Genomic DNA, 16047 nt, shown 5'->3' on the forward strand with positions numbered 1-16047 from the left:
TGCCGTCGCGTATTCGGCACGAAATCGGTCCGCGGCGGTTGTCCGGCGACCAGAAATTTCCACGCAGTCGCGCCGGGCAAAGACGCGTCAGCCTTTCGAGCAATCCGGCTTCGGCTCACCCGGCAGCTTGCCGTCGGGATGGCCGGCAAGATCGGGATTGGCCGTATAGAGCTGGTCGACCACCAGCGGCCGGTCGGGAAGGATCGACTGGTCCTCGCTCGACATCAGCGTCGTGTCGATCTTCTGCAGGAACGTGCCGTCAGGACCCCTGATGCTGATCGAAATCGCATAGGGCTTGTCCTTGACGATACAGGTCAGCGCCGGGCTTTCCAGGCTGACCTTGTCGAGCTTCGGCCAGACCTTCTGCTCGATCACCAGGGGAGGACCGCCAGCCGGATTCTGGAAGCTGGCGACCGCAACCTGGCCTTCGCCCATCGGCTGCAGGGGCCGCAGCGTCACGACATAGGTCGCCCGGGCGAGGCGGTAATTGAAGACGACGACCTTGCCGGAAACCTCGAACAGCTTGCCGTCGCCGCCGGTGTCGCGGCAGGCGCCAAGCGCAACGGCTGCAATGAGCGCAGCACCGACAAGGATCGAACGAAAAACAACCCTAAGCATTGTTGACCTCATGTGCCGCCGTGCGGCGGCGATAGTGACGGCTTGCTTTCTGGCGGTTGCCGCACACAGCCATATCGCACCAAAGGCGGCTGGAATTGCGGCTCCTGTCGACGAACAGCCAGCTGCAATTGGGACAGATCCTGAGCCTGGCGACCGTGTCGTCGCGCAGCAGCGACAAGGCCGAAACCGCCAGCGCCGCCTCGAACGCGATCGGCGTCGATGGATCGCCGAACGGTCTACCCGGTGCGCCGATTTCGGCAGGGCTCCGATCGAGGCCGTTGGCGCAGGCCTTGAGAAAAGCGGCGAGGTCGCCGGCGGCAAGCGCACCTTTCGACACCGCGCCGCGAAACAGGCGGTCGGTCGTCTCGCGGATCGCCAGCACCACCGGGGCGATCCTGTCCGGCGAGGTCGCCTCCAGCGGTCTGCCGCCAAGCTCGGCACCGCGAAAGCCGGTTGCGGCGTTGGCGAAGCGCGCGATCTCGGCCGGATCGGCAAAACGGTCGAAAGTCTTTTCCGGATCGTTGCGCAACACCACGGTGTTGGCCGTATCGAGCGCAAGAATGCCGCCGGTAAAGCGATGTGGGGTCCAAGATACTGTCATATCAGAAATCTAACCGATAAATCGCGTTTGACAAGTTAGATTTTACGATGCAAACCTTGGCGCGGGCTCCGGCGCAGGATTTTGTTGAGGCAAGTCGTTGCCCCAAAACCGCTTTGCACTTTTGGGCGACATGCCCTGAAAGCTGTCCATGCTCTATTTCTTCCAGCAGGTGCTGAACGGGCTGCATTCCGGCGCGCTCTATGCGCTGCTTGCCTTCGGCTACGTGCTGACCAACGGCATCCTGCACCGGACCAATCTCGCCTATGGCGCGCTGTTCGCCTTTTGCGGCCAGACGATGATCCTGACCGTGGCCTTCGGCTATCAGGTATTGTGGCTGACCTTGCTGGCGGCAGTGGTGCTCGGCGTCGTCACGGCTTTCCTTTATGCCGCGCTGATCGGCCACGTGCTGTCGCGCAGCGTCTTCGAACCGCTGGCCGACCGCACGCCCAATGCCATTGTGGTGACGACGCTCGGCATCCTGCTCGTGCTGTCGGAAGCAAGCCGTATCGCCGCCGACACGCATGACTGGTGGCTGCCGCCGATGCTGGCGCAACCCATTGTCTTCGCTCAGGATGCCGGCTTCCAGGCGACGCTGACGCTGATCCAGCTCATCGATTGCGCGGTGGTTCTGGCAGCGATCATGCTCGCTGCATGGGCGTTTGCCCGCTCAGGCTTCGGTCGCTGTTGGCGCGCCGTCTCCGACGATCCCAAAGCGGCTGCCATGTGCGGCGTGGACGTGCGCGCAGTGTTCCGGCATGCGGTGCTGTTCGGCGGTTTCTGCGCCGCGCTGGCCGGAATCATGGCCGCCCTTTACTACGGCAATGTCAGCTTCGGCTCCGGCCTCGTCTACGGGCTGAAAATCCTGTTCGTGACGGCGGTGGGCGGCTATCTCTCTCCGCCTCGGGCCGCGCTCGGTGCGGCCGCCTTCGGCATGACGGAGTCGCTATGGGCCGGCTATTTCCCGATCGAATGGCGCGATGGCTGGATGTATCTGTTCCTGGTCGCGGCACTTGTGCTGATCGGTCCCGGCCGCGACCAGCAGAAGATCGCCTGATCGCCGCATCCGCTGTCAGACTTTGGTTGCATGACGCAGCAGCCGGTCGGCACTTATCCCCTGCCTCCCGTCACGACGGCGTTGATCGCGCCCATGCCATGTTGACCCGCCGAACCACGCACGGCATACCGTTGGGCCACAGCGGCGCGACGGAAAATAGGGGAGCCGGCGCGCCTTCGACCTCAGGGAGGAAATGCATGGCAGGGCTGCTCGCTCTATCCAGAACGATCGACCGTATCAACGAGTTCATCGGCCGGTGGATATCGTGGCTGATCCTGCTGGCAATCCTGGTCAGCGCCGCCAATGCCATCGTCCGCAAGGTCTTCGACGTCTCGTCGAATGCCTGGCTGGAACTGCAGTGGTACCTGTTCGGCGCCGCCTTCATGCTGGCCGCCGCCTACACGCTGAAACAGAACGACCATATCCGCATCGACATCGTCTACGGCATGTGGTCGCGCCGCGTGCAGCACTGGATCGACCTGCTCGGCCATGTCTTCTTCCTGATGCCGTTCGTGACGCTGATGGTGATCTATTTTGTCCCCTACGTGTCGCTGTCGTTCCGCAGCGGCGAAATGTCGAACAATTCCGGCGGCCTGATCATCTGGCCGGCCAAGGCGATCCTGCTCGTCGGCTTCTTTCTGCTGGCGCTGCAGGGCATCTCCGAGATCATCAAGAAGATCGCCATCATGCGCGGCGACATGGACGATCCCAATCCGTTCATCTCGGTGCACGAACAGGCCGAGCTCGAGGCGAAAGCCCTTGCTGAAGAGGCCAAGGCGCTCGCCCAGGAGGCGCGCCCATGATCGAGTTCATCGCCCAGAACATGGCGCCGATCATGTTCGCTTCGCTGATCATCTTCCTGCTGATCGGTTATCCCGTCGCTTTTTCACTCGCCGCAAACGGCCTGATGTTCTTCTTCATCGGCGTCGTGCTGTCGCCCTATTCGGGCGGCTCGATCAACCTGGCGTGGCCGCTGCTGCATGCGCTGCCCGACAATTTCTACGGCAGCCGGGTGATGTCGAACGACACGCTCTTGGCAATCCCGTTCTTCACCTTCATGGGCATCGTGCTGGAACGATCGGGCATGGCCGAGGACCTGCTCGACACGATCGGCCAGCTGTTCGGCCCGGTTCGCGGCGGCCTTGCCTATGCGGTGATTTTCGTCGGCGCGCTGCTTGCCGCTACCACGGGCGTGGTCGCGGCTTCGGTCATCGCCATGGGCCTGATCTCGCTGCCGATCATGCTGCGCTACGGCTATGACCGACGACTGGCGTCGGGCGTCATCGCGGCATCCGGCACACTCGCCCAGATCATCCCGCCGTCGCTGGTGCTGATCGTTCTGGCCGACCAGCTCGGCCGTTCGGTCGGCGACATGTATGCCGGCGCGCTGATCCCCGGCCTGGTGCTGACCGGCCTTTACACGCTCTACATCCTGATCATGTCGATCGTCCGGCCGAACTCGATGCCAGCGTTGCCGCTGGCGGCCCGCACGCTTGGCCACGGCGTGCTGTCGCTGCTCGCGGCACTGCTGGTGGCAGTCGCGGCTTCCTATGCGGCCTATCGCTACCTTGCGCCGGCGCATGGCGACAATGCCGATATCCTTGGCGCCAGCATCGGGGTGATCCTGATCTATATCGTGGCGATCGCCGACAAGGGCCTGAACATCAACATGATGTCCAGGTTGGCGCAGCAGGTGATCATCGTTTTGATCCCGCCTCTGGCGCTGATCTTCCTGGTGCTGGGCACCATCTTCCTCGGCATCGCCACCCCGACGGAGGGCGGCGCCATGGGCGCGGTTGGCGCCCTGGCGATGGCGGCAATGAAGGGGCGGTTGTCGCTGGATGTCATCAAACAGGCGCTCGCGTCGACCACCAGGCTTTCCTCCTTCGTGCTGTTCATCCTGATCGGCGCGCGGGTGTTCTCGCTGACCTTCTACGGCGTCAACGGCCACGTCTGGGTCGAGCATTTGTTGACGTCGCTGCCGGGCGGCGAAGTCGGCTTCCTGATCGGCGTCAACATCCTGGTCTTCGTGCTCGCCTTCTTCCTCGACTTCTTCGAGCTCGCCTTCATCATCGTACCGCTCTTGGCGCCGGCTGCCGATAAGCTCGGCATCGACCTGATCTGGTTCGGCGTGCTGCTCGGCGTCAACATGCAGACAAGCTTCATGCACCCGCCTTTCGGCTTTGCGCTGTTCTACCTGCGCTCTGTCGCCGCGCGCGTGCCCTATCTCGATCGCCTCACCGGCAAGCAGATCGCGCCGGTGACCACCGGCCAGATCTATTGGGGCGCCGTGCCCTTCGTCTGCATCCAGGTGATCATGATCGGGCTGACCATCGCCTTCCCGCAAATGGTCATGCGCTACAAGGGTGCGGCCGTCGATCCGGGAACGATCGAGATCAACTTGCCTGATATGCCAGGCCTTGCGCCTCTCGGCACACCACCACCAGCCAACGGTGGCCCATCACCTGCGGCGCCACCGTCGAACGATCTCTCGCAGCCGCCGAATCTCGGCGAGACGCCGCCCGCCAAGCCGACGGCGCCGGCGACCGACCTGTCGCAGCCGCCGAACTTCAACTGATGTGTGAACACTGAGAACCTGAGTGAGGATGTCATGAGAGCCGTGCGCCTGGAAGCCGTGGGCAGCATTGCGCTACGGGAGGTCGACAAGCCTGTTGCGGGACCGCAGGACGTTCTGGTGCGCGTCGAAGCCTGCGGCGTTTGCGGCACCGACCGTCACCTCCTCCACGGCGAATTCCCTTCGAGCCCGCCGGTGACGCTTGGTCACGAATTCTGCGGCATCGTCGAGGCTGTCGGCGATGCGGTTTCCGGCATCGCCATAGGTGACCGTGTTACCGGCGATCCCAACATCTTCTGCGGACGCTGCAGTCATTGTCGGGCTGGCCGGGTCAATCTGTGCAGCAATCTCAGGGCCATCGGCATCCATCGCGACGGCGGCTTCGCCGACTACGTCGTGATGCCGCAGAGCCAGGCCTTTCTTCTGCCTGCGAACCTCAAGCCAACGCATGGCGCCTTCTGCGAGCCGCTGGCCTGCTGCCTGCACGCTGTCGACCTCGCCGGAATCAGACCCGGCGCTGCCGTGGTGGTGCTTGGTGGCGGCGTCATCGGCCTGCTTACCGTGCAATTGGCGAGGCTCGCAGGAGCGGCGACCATCATCCTGTCGACGCGGCAGGCCTCCCGCCGTGCGCTCGCCGAAGAGCTCGGTGCAACGGCGACGGTCGACCCAAGCGCGGTCGACCCGATCGAGGCGATCGCCGGCCCAACCGGCCTTGTGCCCGGCGGGGCCGACGTGGTGCTCGAATGCGCCGGTGTCCCCGATACCGTCGAACAATCGATGCGGCTGGCGAAGTCCGGCGGCACGGTGGTGATCGTCGGCGTGATGCCGCAAGGCGTGAAAGTGCCCTTCGAACCGTTCGACATCCTGTTTCGCGAACTGAAGGTTCTCGGCTCGTTCATCAACCCCTTCACCCACGGGCGAGCGGCGGACCTTGTCGCGTCCGGGGCAATCGAGATCGACAAGCTCATCTCCAGACAGGTCGGCCTGGACGGAGCCCCCTCGGTTGTCTCCAACCCGGCAGCGCCCGGCGAGGTCAAGGTGTTGGTGGTGCCGGGCAGGGAATGAAGGGCAGCCTCAATCCTGCGGCGTTGGCGATTGGCGAAACGGCGATGACCGCGCCCCTCTCCCCGTCACTATACGGGGAGAGGATGCCGGCAGGCAGGTGAGGGGTAGCGTCAACGCTTGGAAAGATAAGCTATAATTTCGGGGCGGCTACAAACCCCAAGGCGATCAATCGCCGAAGTTGCGCCGCCCCTCATCCCCCTGCCGGGACCTTCTCCCGTATAGTGACGGGGAGAAGGGGCAGATCCCAGCCTACAGTTTGCCGTTGCGTTGCTGGACCATCATGAAGGTGTCGTAATTGTACTCGGCCACCTGGGCCCACAGATAATGCTCCTTGCGGAAGCCCTTGATCGAGTCCCAGATCTTCTTGAACGGCGCGTTGGTGGCTTCCATTTCGGTGTAGACCTCATTGGCCTTCTCGAAACAGGCGGCCATGATGTCCTGGCTGAACGGGCGCAATTTCGCGCCGCCGGCCACCAGCCGCTTCACTGCTGCAGGATTGAGGTAGTCGTATTTCTGCAGCATGTTGGCGTCCGCCGCGTGCGCGGCCGTGTGCACCAGCGACTTGTAGGCCGGCGAAAGCTCTTCGTACTTCGCCTTGTTGAACAGGAGATGGACGGTCGGGCCGCCTTCCCACCAGCCGGGATAGTAGTAATAGGGCGCGACCTTGTAGAAGCCGAGCTTCTCGTCATCATAGGGGCCGACCCATTCGGCGGCGTCGATGGTGCCCTTTTCCAGCGCCGGATAGATGTCGCCACCGGCGATCTGCTGCGGCACGACACCGAGCTTCGAGACCACTTTGCCGGCAAAGCCGCCTATGCGCATCTTGAGGCCGGAGAGGTCGGCGACGGTGTTGATCTCCTTGCGGAACCAGCCGCCCATCTGCACGCCGGTGTTGCCGCCGGGCAGGCCGAACAGGCCTTGCGTGGCAAGAAACTCGTTGAACAGGTCGATTCCGCCGCCATGATAGTGCCAGGCATTCATGCCGCGCGCGTTGAGCGAGAACGGCACTGCCGCACCGAGCGCCCATGTCGGGTCCTTGCCCCAGTAATAGTATGACACCGTGTGGCAGGCCTCGACGGTGCCGGCAGTGGTGGCGTCGGCCGCCTGCAGGCCGGGCACGAGTTCGCCGGAGGCGAAGACCTGGACCTGGAAATTGCCGTCCGTCGCCTCCGACAGCATCTTGGAGAAGACTTCCGCGCCGCCATAGATCGTATCGAGTGACTTGGGGAAGGATGACGCCAACCGCCACGTCACTTTCGGATTGGACTGGGCGATTGCCGGTGCGGCTAGCGTCGCGGCAGCCGCCGCAGCGCCCACGCCGGTGACCCCGGCCTTGCGGATGAATGAACGACGATCCATGCAGAACCTCCCTTTTGGACCAACAAAACCGACATCAGGGACATCTCCTCGCGCCCGGTATCGATTTGCCGAAACAATACACGGGCAAGGGGTCGAGTCCAGCATGGCAGCGGGATTTGACGGCGGCGCTGGCGACAAATCCGCCGGCCGGCCAGCCAGCCTGCAACTATAGTCTAACGGTCGCGCGTGGCCCATGCGAGATGGCGAAACTTGCCATGGAAAAGCGCCTTCGGATCGCCTATTTTGCAGGCACAATAGATTATTCGCTTCGCTCCAAATGGAATCCGGACCCAAAATGCACCAGCCGCTCGTCGCCATATCGACCGACGTCCGTCAGTTCGACAACTACACCTGGCATGCCGTCCCGCAGCAATATATCGAGGCAGCACTTTCCGGCGCCGGCGTGTTCCCGCTTTTGGTGCCGTCCTTCGGCGACCGGCTCGATTTCGACGAACTGTTGTCTTCGGTCGACGGTGTCATGGTCACCGGCTCGAAGTCCAACGTGCATCCATCGCTCTATGGCGGCGACGCCAGCGAAGCCAACGGCCCCTACGACCCGGCGCGCGATTCCACCACGCTGCCGCTGATCCGCAAGGCGATCGAGCGCGGCGTGCCGCTGCTTGCCATCTGCCGCGGCATCCAGGAGTTGAACGTTGCGCTGGGCGGCACGCTTGGCACCGAGATCCAGGAGCGCGAAGGCTCGCTCGACCATCGCGCGCCGGTGAGCGACAACCAGGACGAACGCTTCGCCATTCACCAGACCATTTCGATCAAGCCGGGCAGCTGCCTGGCCGGCGTGTTTGGCGCCGGCGACATCAAGGTCAACTCGCTGCACCGCCAAGGCATCGACCGGCTCGGCTCGAAGCTGCAGGTCGAGGCCGTTGCCGGCGACGGCACGGTGGAGGCAGTTTCGGTGAAGGACGCCCGCGCCTTCGCCGTCGGCGTGCAATGGCACCCCGAATACTGGGTCAAGTCGGACAACAACTCGGCCAAGATCTTCCGCGCCTTCGGCGATGCGGTGCGGCTGCATGCGGCGGCGAAGGCCGGCGCGCGGGCGGCGGCGGAATAAATCCCGGCGATCAATTGCCGGCGGATTGATCCCGTTCGCCGGTTGTCGCCAGCGACAGCAGCGGCGTGGCCGGAGCGTAGGATTCGTAGCCGTCGCCATCCGCAACCGAGAAGGTGACGATCGGGTCGGTGCCGTCGGCGCTAAACGCGATCGTGCCGTCCTCGCCCTCTCGCCAGAATTTTGCCCGCTCGATGCCGGGCAGCAGCCCGCGGCAATTCGGCGCCACGGTCAACAGCGACAGGCCATCGTCAATCGCGGCGCCGCGGCTAACCGCGCAGTCGCCTTCGTCGCCATTGGCGACCAGCCTGAAGGTGGTTGCCGGCCTTGCTTCATTGGCCGAACTTTCACTGCTGCCGCCGTGAAACAGCTGAAAGCCGGCGAAAAGTGCCGCTGCCGCAATCGATGCCGGAAGTTTCGTCATCTTGCACTCCGCGCCCCCCGGCGCAGATGCAGAATGATTCCAAAGCGTTAAGCCGACGTTAACGAGTGTGGCAGAGAGCCGCTCAGCTTCGTGGCTTGACTTGCGCCGTCTCAGGCACCGGGGTCAGTGGCCGGCGCTCGCTGAACCAGGATACCAGATTGTCGACGCACAGATCCGCCATGGCGCGGCGCGTATGGTGCGAGGCCGAGCCGACATGGGGCAAAAGCGAGGTGTTTGGCGCCTCCAGCAAAGCCTTGGGCACATTCGGTTCATCGGCGAAAACATCGAGCCCGGCCGCGGCGATGGTGCCGTTGGCAAGCGCTGCGGCGAGGTCTGCCTCGTCGACCGTGCTGCCACGGCCGATGTTGACGAAAACGCCGTTGGCGCCAAGCGTCGCCAGGATTTCGGCATTGACCGCCTTCTCCGTGGAAGCGCCGCCCGGCACCACGGAAATCAGCGTATCCACCGCTTCGGCAAGGCCCTTCAGAGTCGGGTGGTATTCATAAGCCAGACCTTCGACCTTGCGCCTGTTGTGGTAGGCCACCGGCAGCCCGAACGCTTCCAGCCGGCGCGCAATGGCAAGGCCGATGCGGCCCATGCCGAAAATGCCGACATGCCGACCGCGCAAGGTCAGCCGGCTCAGGGGATAGTTGCCCTTCTTCACCCAACTGCCGTCGCGCAGCCATTTCTCGGCGTTGTAAAGTTCACGCACGGTGTTGAGCAAAAGGCCGATCGTGGTGTCGGCGACCTCCTCGGTCAAAACATCGGGGGTGTTGGTGACCATGATGTTTTTCTTGGCCGCATGGCCGGCATCGACCGAATCATAGCCGACGCCGAAGGAGGCGATGAGTTCGAGGTTGGGCAATGCATCCATCAATGCCGCATTGACGCCGGCGAAGGACGCAATGGCGCGCACGTCATGGCGCATCTCGTCGGTGACCAGGGCGGGATCGGCGCGCTCTATCTTGACCCGCTTGAAGGTGCGGTCGATGCGCTCGACCGCATGGTCGTTGAAATGTCCCGGCACCAGAACGGCGACGGTCTGCAACGCATCAGTCTTGGTCATGCACGCTCCACCGGCTTGCCGGTCGACTGGCGCACATGCAGTTCCGGCTTGATCAGTTCCTGTGACGGCCGTACCGCCTGTCCGTTCAGCTTGTCGAGCAGCGCGCTGGCGGCACGGCGGCCGACCTCTCGCTGGCCATTCCAGACCGTGGTGAGCGCCGGTGTCGCGATTGCCGCCTCCTCGAGATCGTCATAGCCGGTCACCGAGATGTCGGCGCCCGGCACCAGGCCGGCGCGGGCAATGCCGTTCATCAGGCCGATGGCGACCAGATCATTCCAGCAGCAAGCGGCGGTTGGCTTGTCTTTAAGCGCCAAAAACTGTCCAGCCGCCTCGAATCCGCCCTGCTTGGTGCGCGGCCCGGCGATGCGCCAGGACGGCCTGACCTCAAGCCCGGCGGCCTCCATGGCGTTGAGATAGCCCTGGTAGCGGTCGCGCCCTGTCGAGGTCTGGTCGGTGCCGCCGATCATGGCGATGCGCTTGTGCCCGAGCGAGATCAGATGATTGGTGGCAAGTGCCGTGCCATAGGCATCGTCACCACGAAACACCGGCACGTCGGCGCCTTCCACGCTGCGTGCGATCAGCACCGCAGGCAGGCCGTTTTCCTCGGCCATGACGATGTCGGAGGCCGGCGTGCCGATGGCCGGGGACATGATGACGCCGTCGGCGCCGAGCTGCAGCAGCGTATCGATGAAGGTGCGTTGCTTTTCCAGCTGGTCGTAGTGATTGGACAGGATGAAGGTCTGCCGGCTGCGATCGAGTTCGCTTTCGATGGAGCGCAGGATCTCGGCGAAGAACGGGTTCATGATGTCGTGCACGACGACGCCGACAATCCCCGAGCGCGAGGTGCGCAGTGAGGCGGCGCGGCGGTTGTAGATATAACCGATGGCCCGCGCATGCTCCTTGATGCGGTCACGCGTGGCGCCTGCGACCAGTGGACTGTCGCGCAAGGCGAGGGAGACCGTGGCCGTGGAGACGCCAAGCGCATCCGCGATCGTCGAAAGCTTGATCTTTTGTGCCAGCCCTTCGCTCCCCGAGTTTTTTAAATTTTTTAAATGCGGCGTTATGCCATCGGATTCGGAGCAAATCAAAGTTTTTTCGCCAGAGCCTCCGCCTCGACATCGACGGTCGTGCGATTGCGCAGCCGCAAACGGTGCTCGCGATGGATGATGTAGAGGCCGCTGGCGACGATGATGGCAGCACCCACCAGCGTCCAGCGGTCGGGGAACTGATGGAAGATGATCCAGCCGGACAGGATCATCCAGACCATCTGCGAATACGGGTAAGGCGCCAGCGCCGTGGTGGTCGCCAGTCGGTAGGCCTGAACCAGCAGCCAGTGGCCGCCGGCGCCGAACACACCCAGCATCACAAGGATAAACCAGTGCCAGCCATCCTGCGGCAGCCCATGCGAGAACGGCAGCATCGGCAGAAGCAGCACGGCCGGCGCCAGCGCTGAAAACAGGATCAGGCTCTCCGAGCTTTCGCTGGCCGACATGCGCCGCGTCATGATGACGTAAAAACTGTTCGACAGCATCGAGCCGAGCGCAAAGAGGTGGCCGACGCCGAACACGCCGACGCCAGGCCTTGTGATCACCAGCACGCCGACAAAGCCCGACAGGATCGCCAGCCAGCGCCGCCAGCCGGCCCATTCACCAAGCAGCGGTCCGGCAAGGGCGGTGATCACCATCGGGCCGAAGAAGTAGATCGAGGTGGTCTCGGCCAATTGCAGTGTCTTGAGCGCCATGACGTTGCACATGGTCGAGCCGAACAGCAGTCCGCCGCGCAGGATGTGGGCCGACAGATTGTTGGCGCGGAAGCGCGACGGCTCGCGCCAGCCGCGCAGAAAAACGCCGACAAGCAGGACATGGACGGTGAAGCGGGCCCAGGCGACGATCAGCGCCGAGACGCCGGCCAGCACCAGATATTTGCTCGATGTGTCGAGAAAGGTGAAAAAGACATAGGTGGAAAGCATGAACAGCATCGCCGCGGGCGGCGTTGCGCTTTCGTCTGATCTTGCGGGAACGTTCAAATGTCAGGCCGGGCAGGGAGGATCAACGCTTAACCTTTGCGGCAATCTCCAGCGCTCGGCAAGCCAAAAGCGACTGGCACAACAGGCGTCTGAGACAGGTTCAGCGCAGGCCGATCCGATGCCAGCTAAGGCGCTTTGCGTTCCGCTGCGACGTTCTGACATCCCGGTGCTTTGCCGTCGGATGCCACTTGCGCCTGGAGATGAAGCCACAACGCCTCGGCGACGGGTCCATGCGGTCGGTCGCGCCGGCGCACCGCCGCCAAGATCTCCGTCCGGCCGGGCAGATGTGCACCAGCGATCGAGATCAGCCTCCTATCCCGCAGTTCGTCCTCGATCAGCCATGCCGGCAGATGGCCCCAGGCCAGTCCGTGAAGGATCAGTTCCTTCTTCATCAGATGATCCGGCGCCGAGCACTGATGCGCACCGTCGATGAGGAAATAGCTCTCCGGCGATGGCCGCCGCGCCGTGTCGCGGATCACGCACTGGGTGAAGGGCCGCATCTGCTCCGGCGCAATCTCGCGGCCAGGCGCGAACGGAAGGAACCCAGGCGCCACCACCGGCACGAGGGGCACCGCGCAGAGATCGATCCGCTCGAGATGCGGATCGGAAGGATCCGCGCGATGGAAGATGAGGTCAGCCGAGCCTTCCATCAACCGTTCGAGCGGACCGCCGACCGCCTCGTACTCCAGGTGCAGGCGTGTCCCGGTGCGTTCGGCAAAGAAGCCGCTGAGCATACGCAGGATTTGCGGTCGCGGGCAGAGATCACCCATGACGACACGCAGGACCGTCTCCTCGCCGCTCGCCAACTGGCCCGCATAGGTTCGCAGATGGTCGAGCTCGCGCAATGTCAGCTGCGCTCGCGCGTGAAACTCGCGGCCCGCCTCCGTCAGCCCCACCCGATATCCGCTGCGGTCGAGAAGTGTGAGCCCGAGCAACTGCTCGAGGCGTGCGACAGCGGCGAAGACGGATGGATGCGATCGATTCAAGGCGAGGGCGGCCGCCTGGAAGCTGCCCTCGCTTGCCACGGCGTCAAAGCACCGTAAGTCGTGGAGTTTCAGACCATTCATTATCGTAAAAACCTACTGAGATCGTCCAATCATAGTAATTTTCCTGGATAATTACGAGGCCTAGGGTGGCTCATTCAAAGGGCGGCGGGAGCATGGAACTCCTTTCGCCAGGGTGAGATGAGGACCAGATGACTGACACGCTTTATTTTACGACGGGCGACGGCTGCCGGATCGCCTATCAGCTGGCGGGGGCCGGCCCTGTGCTTGTGCTCTCGAATTCCATTGCGACGAACCTGCATATGTGGGACCGGCAGCTAGCGGAACTTGCCGGATCTTTCCGGGTGCTGCGCTATGATCTGCGCGGCCACGGCAGTTCCGATGCTCCGGCCGGAGCCTATTCGCTTGATCGGCTGGGCCGCGACGTCCTTGAGCTGCTGGATGCGCTTCAAATCGCCCGCGTGCATTTCTGCGGGCTGTCGCTGGGCGGCTTCGTAGGGCAGTGGCTGGGTATCCATGCCTCGGAGCGCATCGAGCGTCTCATCCTTTCCAACACCTCGCCGCATCTCGGGCCGGCTTCTTACTTTGATGAGCAGATCAGGACTGTCCTTGCAGCGAGCAACATGTCGGCCACCGCGGACATGTTCATGCACAACTGGTTTCCCGCCTCGATGCTTGCCGGCCCAAACGAAACCGTCGACGCGTTCCGCGCGATGGTCCTGGCGACGCCGCCCCAAGGTCTCGCGGGATGCTTCGCCGCCGTACGCGATTGCGATCTGCGCCGGACTGTCTCCCTCATTACCGCGCCCACCCTGGTGATCGGTGGAGAAGACGACAAGGTAACGCTGGCAAGCCACAGCGAGGCGATCGCAGCCAGCATCCCCGGCGCCACGCTTACACTGCTTCCGGGCGTCCATATGCTGAACGTCGAGCGGCCGACTGAATTCATGAGCGCCGTTACACGCTTCCTGCTGAATTAGGCGTGCATGCGGGCGCCCTTGGTGATCTTGTCGACGAGTTTCTTGTCGGCACGCAGCGCGATGCCGACGATCTTGGCGTCCTCAGGCCCGAACTCGGCGAAGACCGCGCGGTTGGCCGCATCGAAGCCGGTGGCAAACATCTCCTCGACATAGGCTGACCCCGTCACGCCCCGCTCCAGCGCCTTCCGGTGGATGGAGTTGAGCGTCGGCCCATCGGCCGAAAGCACGATGACCGGCTGGATCGACAGAGGATTATAAAGGTTGCCGGCGCGGTCGCGGTAGGGTTCGCCGATAATGGCGGGGAATTGCGCGACGATGCCGCTGGTCAGGAAGGCGGCGACGTTGAGCTTTTGCCAGACGGCGAGATCGTCCCGCAGCACGATTGCAAATTTCGTATCGAACACCAAAATGAGGACTCCGGAGCACGCCCATGAAGGGCAGGGATAGGTGATGACGCACGATCTAGACGGTGAGGCGACACAGGGTCTTGGACGTTCGTGCGCGGATGAAGACCGGATCGTCTCGGCGCCAGGCAGCACCGGCATCGAGCGCATCGAGGCGCATTTCCATGGCAACGCCTTCGACCTGCACCGTCATGATACACTTGCCGTCGGCGTGACGCTTTCCGGTGTGCAGCGCTTCCACTACAGGGGCACTGTCAACCACAGCCTGCCCGGCCAGGTTATCGTGCTGCATCCCGACGAAGTGCACGATGGCGGCGCCGGGACCGAGGATGGTCTGCGCTACCGGATCCTCTATCTGGAACCCTCACTGCTGCTCGACTGCCTCGACGGCGCGCCGCTGCCTTTCGTCAGGGATGCTGTGGTCAGCGATCCTGCCTTGCGTGGCACGCTGCTTTCGGCCCTGTCGCCGCTCGATGAGGAACTGGACGAGCTGTTCGTCGCCGATTTCGTTGCGGAGCTGGCGCAGCATCTGGGGCGTCATGCGGGACAGAAAGCAAAGCCGATGGGGAAGTCGGCCTCGCGTGCGGCAGCGCTGGCGCGCGGCTATCTCGAGGAGAATGCCGAGCGGTCCGTTCGTTCCGATGAGCTGGAAGCCGTCACCGGGCTCGACCGCTATGCGCTGTCACGCCATTTTCGCGCGACCTATTCCACCAGCCCGCATCGGTTCCTGCTGATGCGCCGGCTGCAAAAGGCAAGACGGATGATCGAGGTGGGCGAGCCGCTGGCCGAGATTGCCGTTGGCGCCGGCTTCAGCGACCAGAGCCATTTCAACAGGCATTTCAAGAAAGCATTCGGCCTGACGCCCGGCCGCTGGTCGACCCTGGTGCGCGGGCCTTCGGTAGCCGCCTAGGTGAGGAAGATCAATCGTCGATGTCGCCATCGTCGTCGACAAGCACCAGCTCCTCGTTCGACAAATTGGCCTCGATGCGGGCGAGCAGCTTGAACAGCGTCTTCTGTTCTTTCTTGTCGAGGCCCTTCAACGCCTGCTTCTCGGTCTTCTTCACCGACTTCTCGATGGCGTGGATGATCTCGCGGCCGGTGTCGGTGAGAAAGATATGCGCCTGGCGTGCATCCGCGGAAGAAGCGCGCTTTTCCAAAAAGCCCTGGGCCTGCAGCCGGTTGATGGTCTTGGTGATGGTCGGCGGGCGCACGCCGAGGCGGCCGGCGAGATTGCCGGGCGTCTGGCCGTCCTCGCGGTCGAGCGTCAGCATGATCTGGTCCTGGCCGGCATAGAAGCCGTGCGCCAGAAGCCGCGCCGCCAGCGCGGTCCTTGCCAGCCTTGCCGCCGAATGCAGCCGGCTCATCGTTGCAGTCTTGTCCGCCTTGGCCATGGTGATCCCTCTTCGGCCGTACCGGTGCGTGCAGCATAGACGCAGCCGGCCGGTTGGCAATCGACGATCAAAAAGATTCCGGCTTTCGAAACAGCTTTGCCGGCAAGCATTTGTGGTGCTCGAAATGGTGATGCCAGATGTTTATTTCAGTTAGATGACAAACGAGTTTCCGCCAAGGCGATTGCAACGGTTTGACGCGGCGCGGCTCAGCACAGGTCAACGAAGAGGCGTTTCCAGCGACACGTTGATGGTCGGCATCCCTCGCACTCGGCCTCTCGGGTCTACCCATCCGCTTCGTCAATCCTGGGTCAAACACCCAGGCGGTTTGCCTCGTGCAAAAGGCCGGCACACATCCTATATCAGGCCAACAATCCCTTCTTGCGGCCCGCAATTCCGTGGCCCAGCCATTTCGAG

General features: G+C 63.3%; 17 protein-coding genes. 7 read left to right on the forward strand and 10 right to left on the reverse strand.

Features of this window, described 5'->3' with window-relative positions:
- Positions 1–87: 87 nt before the first annotated feature.
- Together NKK50_RS23600 and NKK50_RS23605 are read right to left on the reverse strand one after the other, a co-directional pair.
- Positions 88–618 carry a hypothetical protein gene (locus tag NKK50_RS23600; protein ID WP_023746550.1) on the reverse strand — a complete coding sequence of 177 codons (531 nt, stop codon included), beginning with the start codon at positions 616–618 and terminating at the stop codon, positions 88–90.
- Complete coding sequence (locus tag NKK50_RS23605) at positions 611–1219, reverse strand: CGNR zinc finger domain-containing protein (RefSeq protein WP_023746551.1); 609 nt, start codon at positions 1217–1219, stop codon at positions 611–613. Before NKK50_RS23605 ends, NKK50_RS23600 begins: the two co-directional genes overlap by 8 nt.
- Positions 1220–1367: 148 nt before the next feature.
- Between NKK50_RS23605 and NKK50_RS23610 the strand changes: the two genes are divergently transcribed.
- From NKK50_RS23610 to NKK50_RS23625, 4 genes are all read left to right on the forward strand, one after another.
- Positions 1368–2273, forward strand: a complete 906-nt coding sequence (locus tag NKK50_RS23610; RefSeq protein ID WP_352543915.1) for a branched-chain amino acid ABC transporter permease — start codon at positions 1368–1370, stop codon at positions 2271–2273.
- Positions 2274–2470: 197 nt separating this feature from the next.
- Positions 2471–3076: a TRAP transporter small permease subunit gene (locus tag NKK50_RS23615; protein WP_352543916.1), complete on the forward strand. Its 606-nt coding sequence runs from the start codon at positions 2471–2473 to the stop codon at positions 3074–3076.
- Positions 3073–4851, forward strand: coding sequence for a TRAP transporter large permease (locus NKK50_RS23620; protein WP_352543917.1), 1779 nt, complete (start codon positions 3073–3075; stop codon positions 4849–4851). Before NKK50_RS23615 ends, NKK50_RS23620 begins: the two co-directional genes overlap by 4 nt.
- Positions 4852–4884: 33 nt before the next feature.
- Positions 4885–5913 (forward strand): zinc-dependent alcohol dehydrogenase family protein, encoded by a 1029-nt coding sequence (locus NKK50_RS23625; protein WP_352543918.1) that lies wholly within the window; start codon positions 4885–4887, stop codon positions 5911–5913.
- A 249-nt stretch (positions 5914–6162) separates the two neighbouring features.
- On the opposite strand, the gene NKK50_RS23630 is transcribed toward NKK50_RS23625, so the two are convergent.
- Positions 6163–7272 (reverse strand): TRAP transporter substrate-binding protein, encoded by a 1110-nt coding sequence (locus NKK50_RS23630; protein WP_023725935.1) that lies wholly within the window; start codon positions 7270–7272, stop codon positions 6163–6165.
- 295 nt (positions 7273–7567) lie between these two features.
- Here NKK50_RS23630 and NKK50_RS23635 point away from each other — a divergent pair, with 295 nt between their 5' ends.
- Positions 7568–8341: a gamma-glutamyl-gamma-aminobutyrate hydrolase family protein gene (locus tag NKK50_RS23635; protein WP_023671352.1), complete on the forward strand. Its 774-nt coding sequence runs from the start codon at positions 7568–7570 to the stop codon at positions 8339–8341.
- A 10-nt stretch (positions 8342–8351) separates the two neighbouring features.
- Here the strand turns inward: NKK50_RS23635 and NKK50_RS23640 are convergent, their stop codons facing one another.
- The 5 genes from NKK50_RS23640 to NKK50_RS23660 all read right to left on the reverse strand — a co-directional run bounded on the left by NKK50_RS23640 (position 8352) and on the right by NKK50_RS23660 (position 12921).
- Complete coding sequence (locus tag NKK50_RS23640) at positions 8352–8762, reverse strand: hypothetical protein (protein WP_023671353.1); 411 nt, start codon at positions 8760–8762, stop codon at positions 8352–8354.
- Between the two features lie 82 nt (positions 8763–8844).
- Positions 8845–9828, reverse strand: coding sequence for a 2-hydroxyacid dehydrogenase (locus tag NKK50_RS23645; protein ID WP_352543919.1), 984 nt, complete (start codon positions 9826–9828; stop codon positions 8845–8847).
- Positions 9825–10847: a LacI family DNA-binding transcriptional regulator gene (locus NKK50_RS23650; RefSeq protein ID WP_023671355.1), complete on the reverse strand. Its 1023-nt coding sequence runs from the start codon at positions 10845–10847 to the stop codon at positions 9825–9827. The genes NKK50_RS23645 and NKK50_RS23650 overlap by 4 nt, the downstream gene beginning before the upstream one ends.
- 65 nt (positions 10848–10912) lie before the next feature.
- Entirely contained in the window at positions 10913–11797 is an 885-nt protein-coding gene (locus NKK50_RS23655; protein ID WP_032889662.1) for a DMT family transporter, read from the reverse strand.
- 182 nt (positions 11798–11979) lie between these two features.
- Complete coding sequence (locus NKK50_RS23660; RefSeq protein ID WP_023755786.1) at positions 11980–12921, reverse strand: LysR family transcriptional regulator; 942 nt, start codon at positions 12919–12921, stop codon at positions 11980–11982.
- Positions 12922–13049: 128 nt separating this feature from the next.
- Here NKK50_RS23660 and NKK50_RS23665 point away from each other — a divergent pair, with 128 nt between their 5' ends.
- Positions 13050–13838 (forward strand): alpha/beta fold hydrolase, encoded by a 789-nt coding sequence (locus tag NKK50_RS23665; RefSeq protein WP_023683512.1) that lies wholly within the window; start codon positions 13050–13052, stop codon positions 13836–13838.
- Here the strand turns inward: NKK50_RS23665 and NKK50_RS23670 are convergent.
- Entirely contained in the window at positions 13835–14242 is a 408-nt protein-coding gene (locus tag NKK50_RS23670; RefSeq protein WP_023683511.1) for a DUF2000 family protein, read from the reverse strand. The genes NKK50_RS23665 and NKK50_RS23670 overlap by 4 nt on opposite strands.
- Before the next feature lie 46 nt (positions 14243–14288).
- On the opposite strand from NKK50_RS23670, the gene NKK50_RS23675 reads away from it, so the two are divergent.
- Positions 14289–15152, forward strand: a complete 864-nt coding sequence (locus NKK50_RS23675) for an AraC family transcriptional regulator (RefSeq protein ID WP_023736881.1) — start codon at positions 14289–14291, stop codon at positions 15150–15152.
- A 10-nt stretch (positions 15153–15162) separates the two neighbouring features.
- On the opposite strand, the gene NKK50_RS23680 is transcribed toward NKK50_RS23675, so the two are convergent.
- On the reverse strand, positions 15163–15633 hold the full coding sequence (locus NKK50_RS23680) for a MarR family winged helix-turn-helix transcriptional regulator (RefSeq protein ID WP_023671361.1): 471 nt from the start codon (positions 15631–15633) through the stop codon (positions 15163–15165).
- Between the last annotated feature and the right edge of the window lie 414 nt (positions 15634–16047).

The organism is Mesorhizobium sp. M0001, assembly GCF_040324255.1.
Taxonomy (GTDB): Bacteria; Pseudomonadota; Alphaproteobacteria; order Rhizobiales; family Rhizobiaceae; genus Mesorhizobium.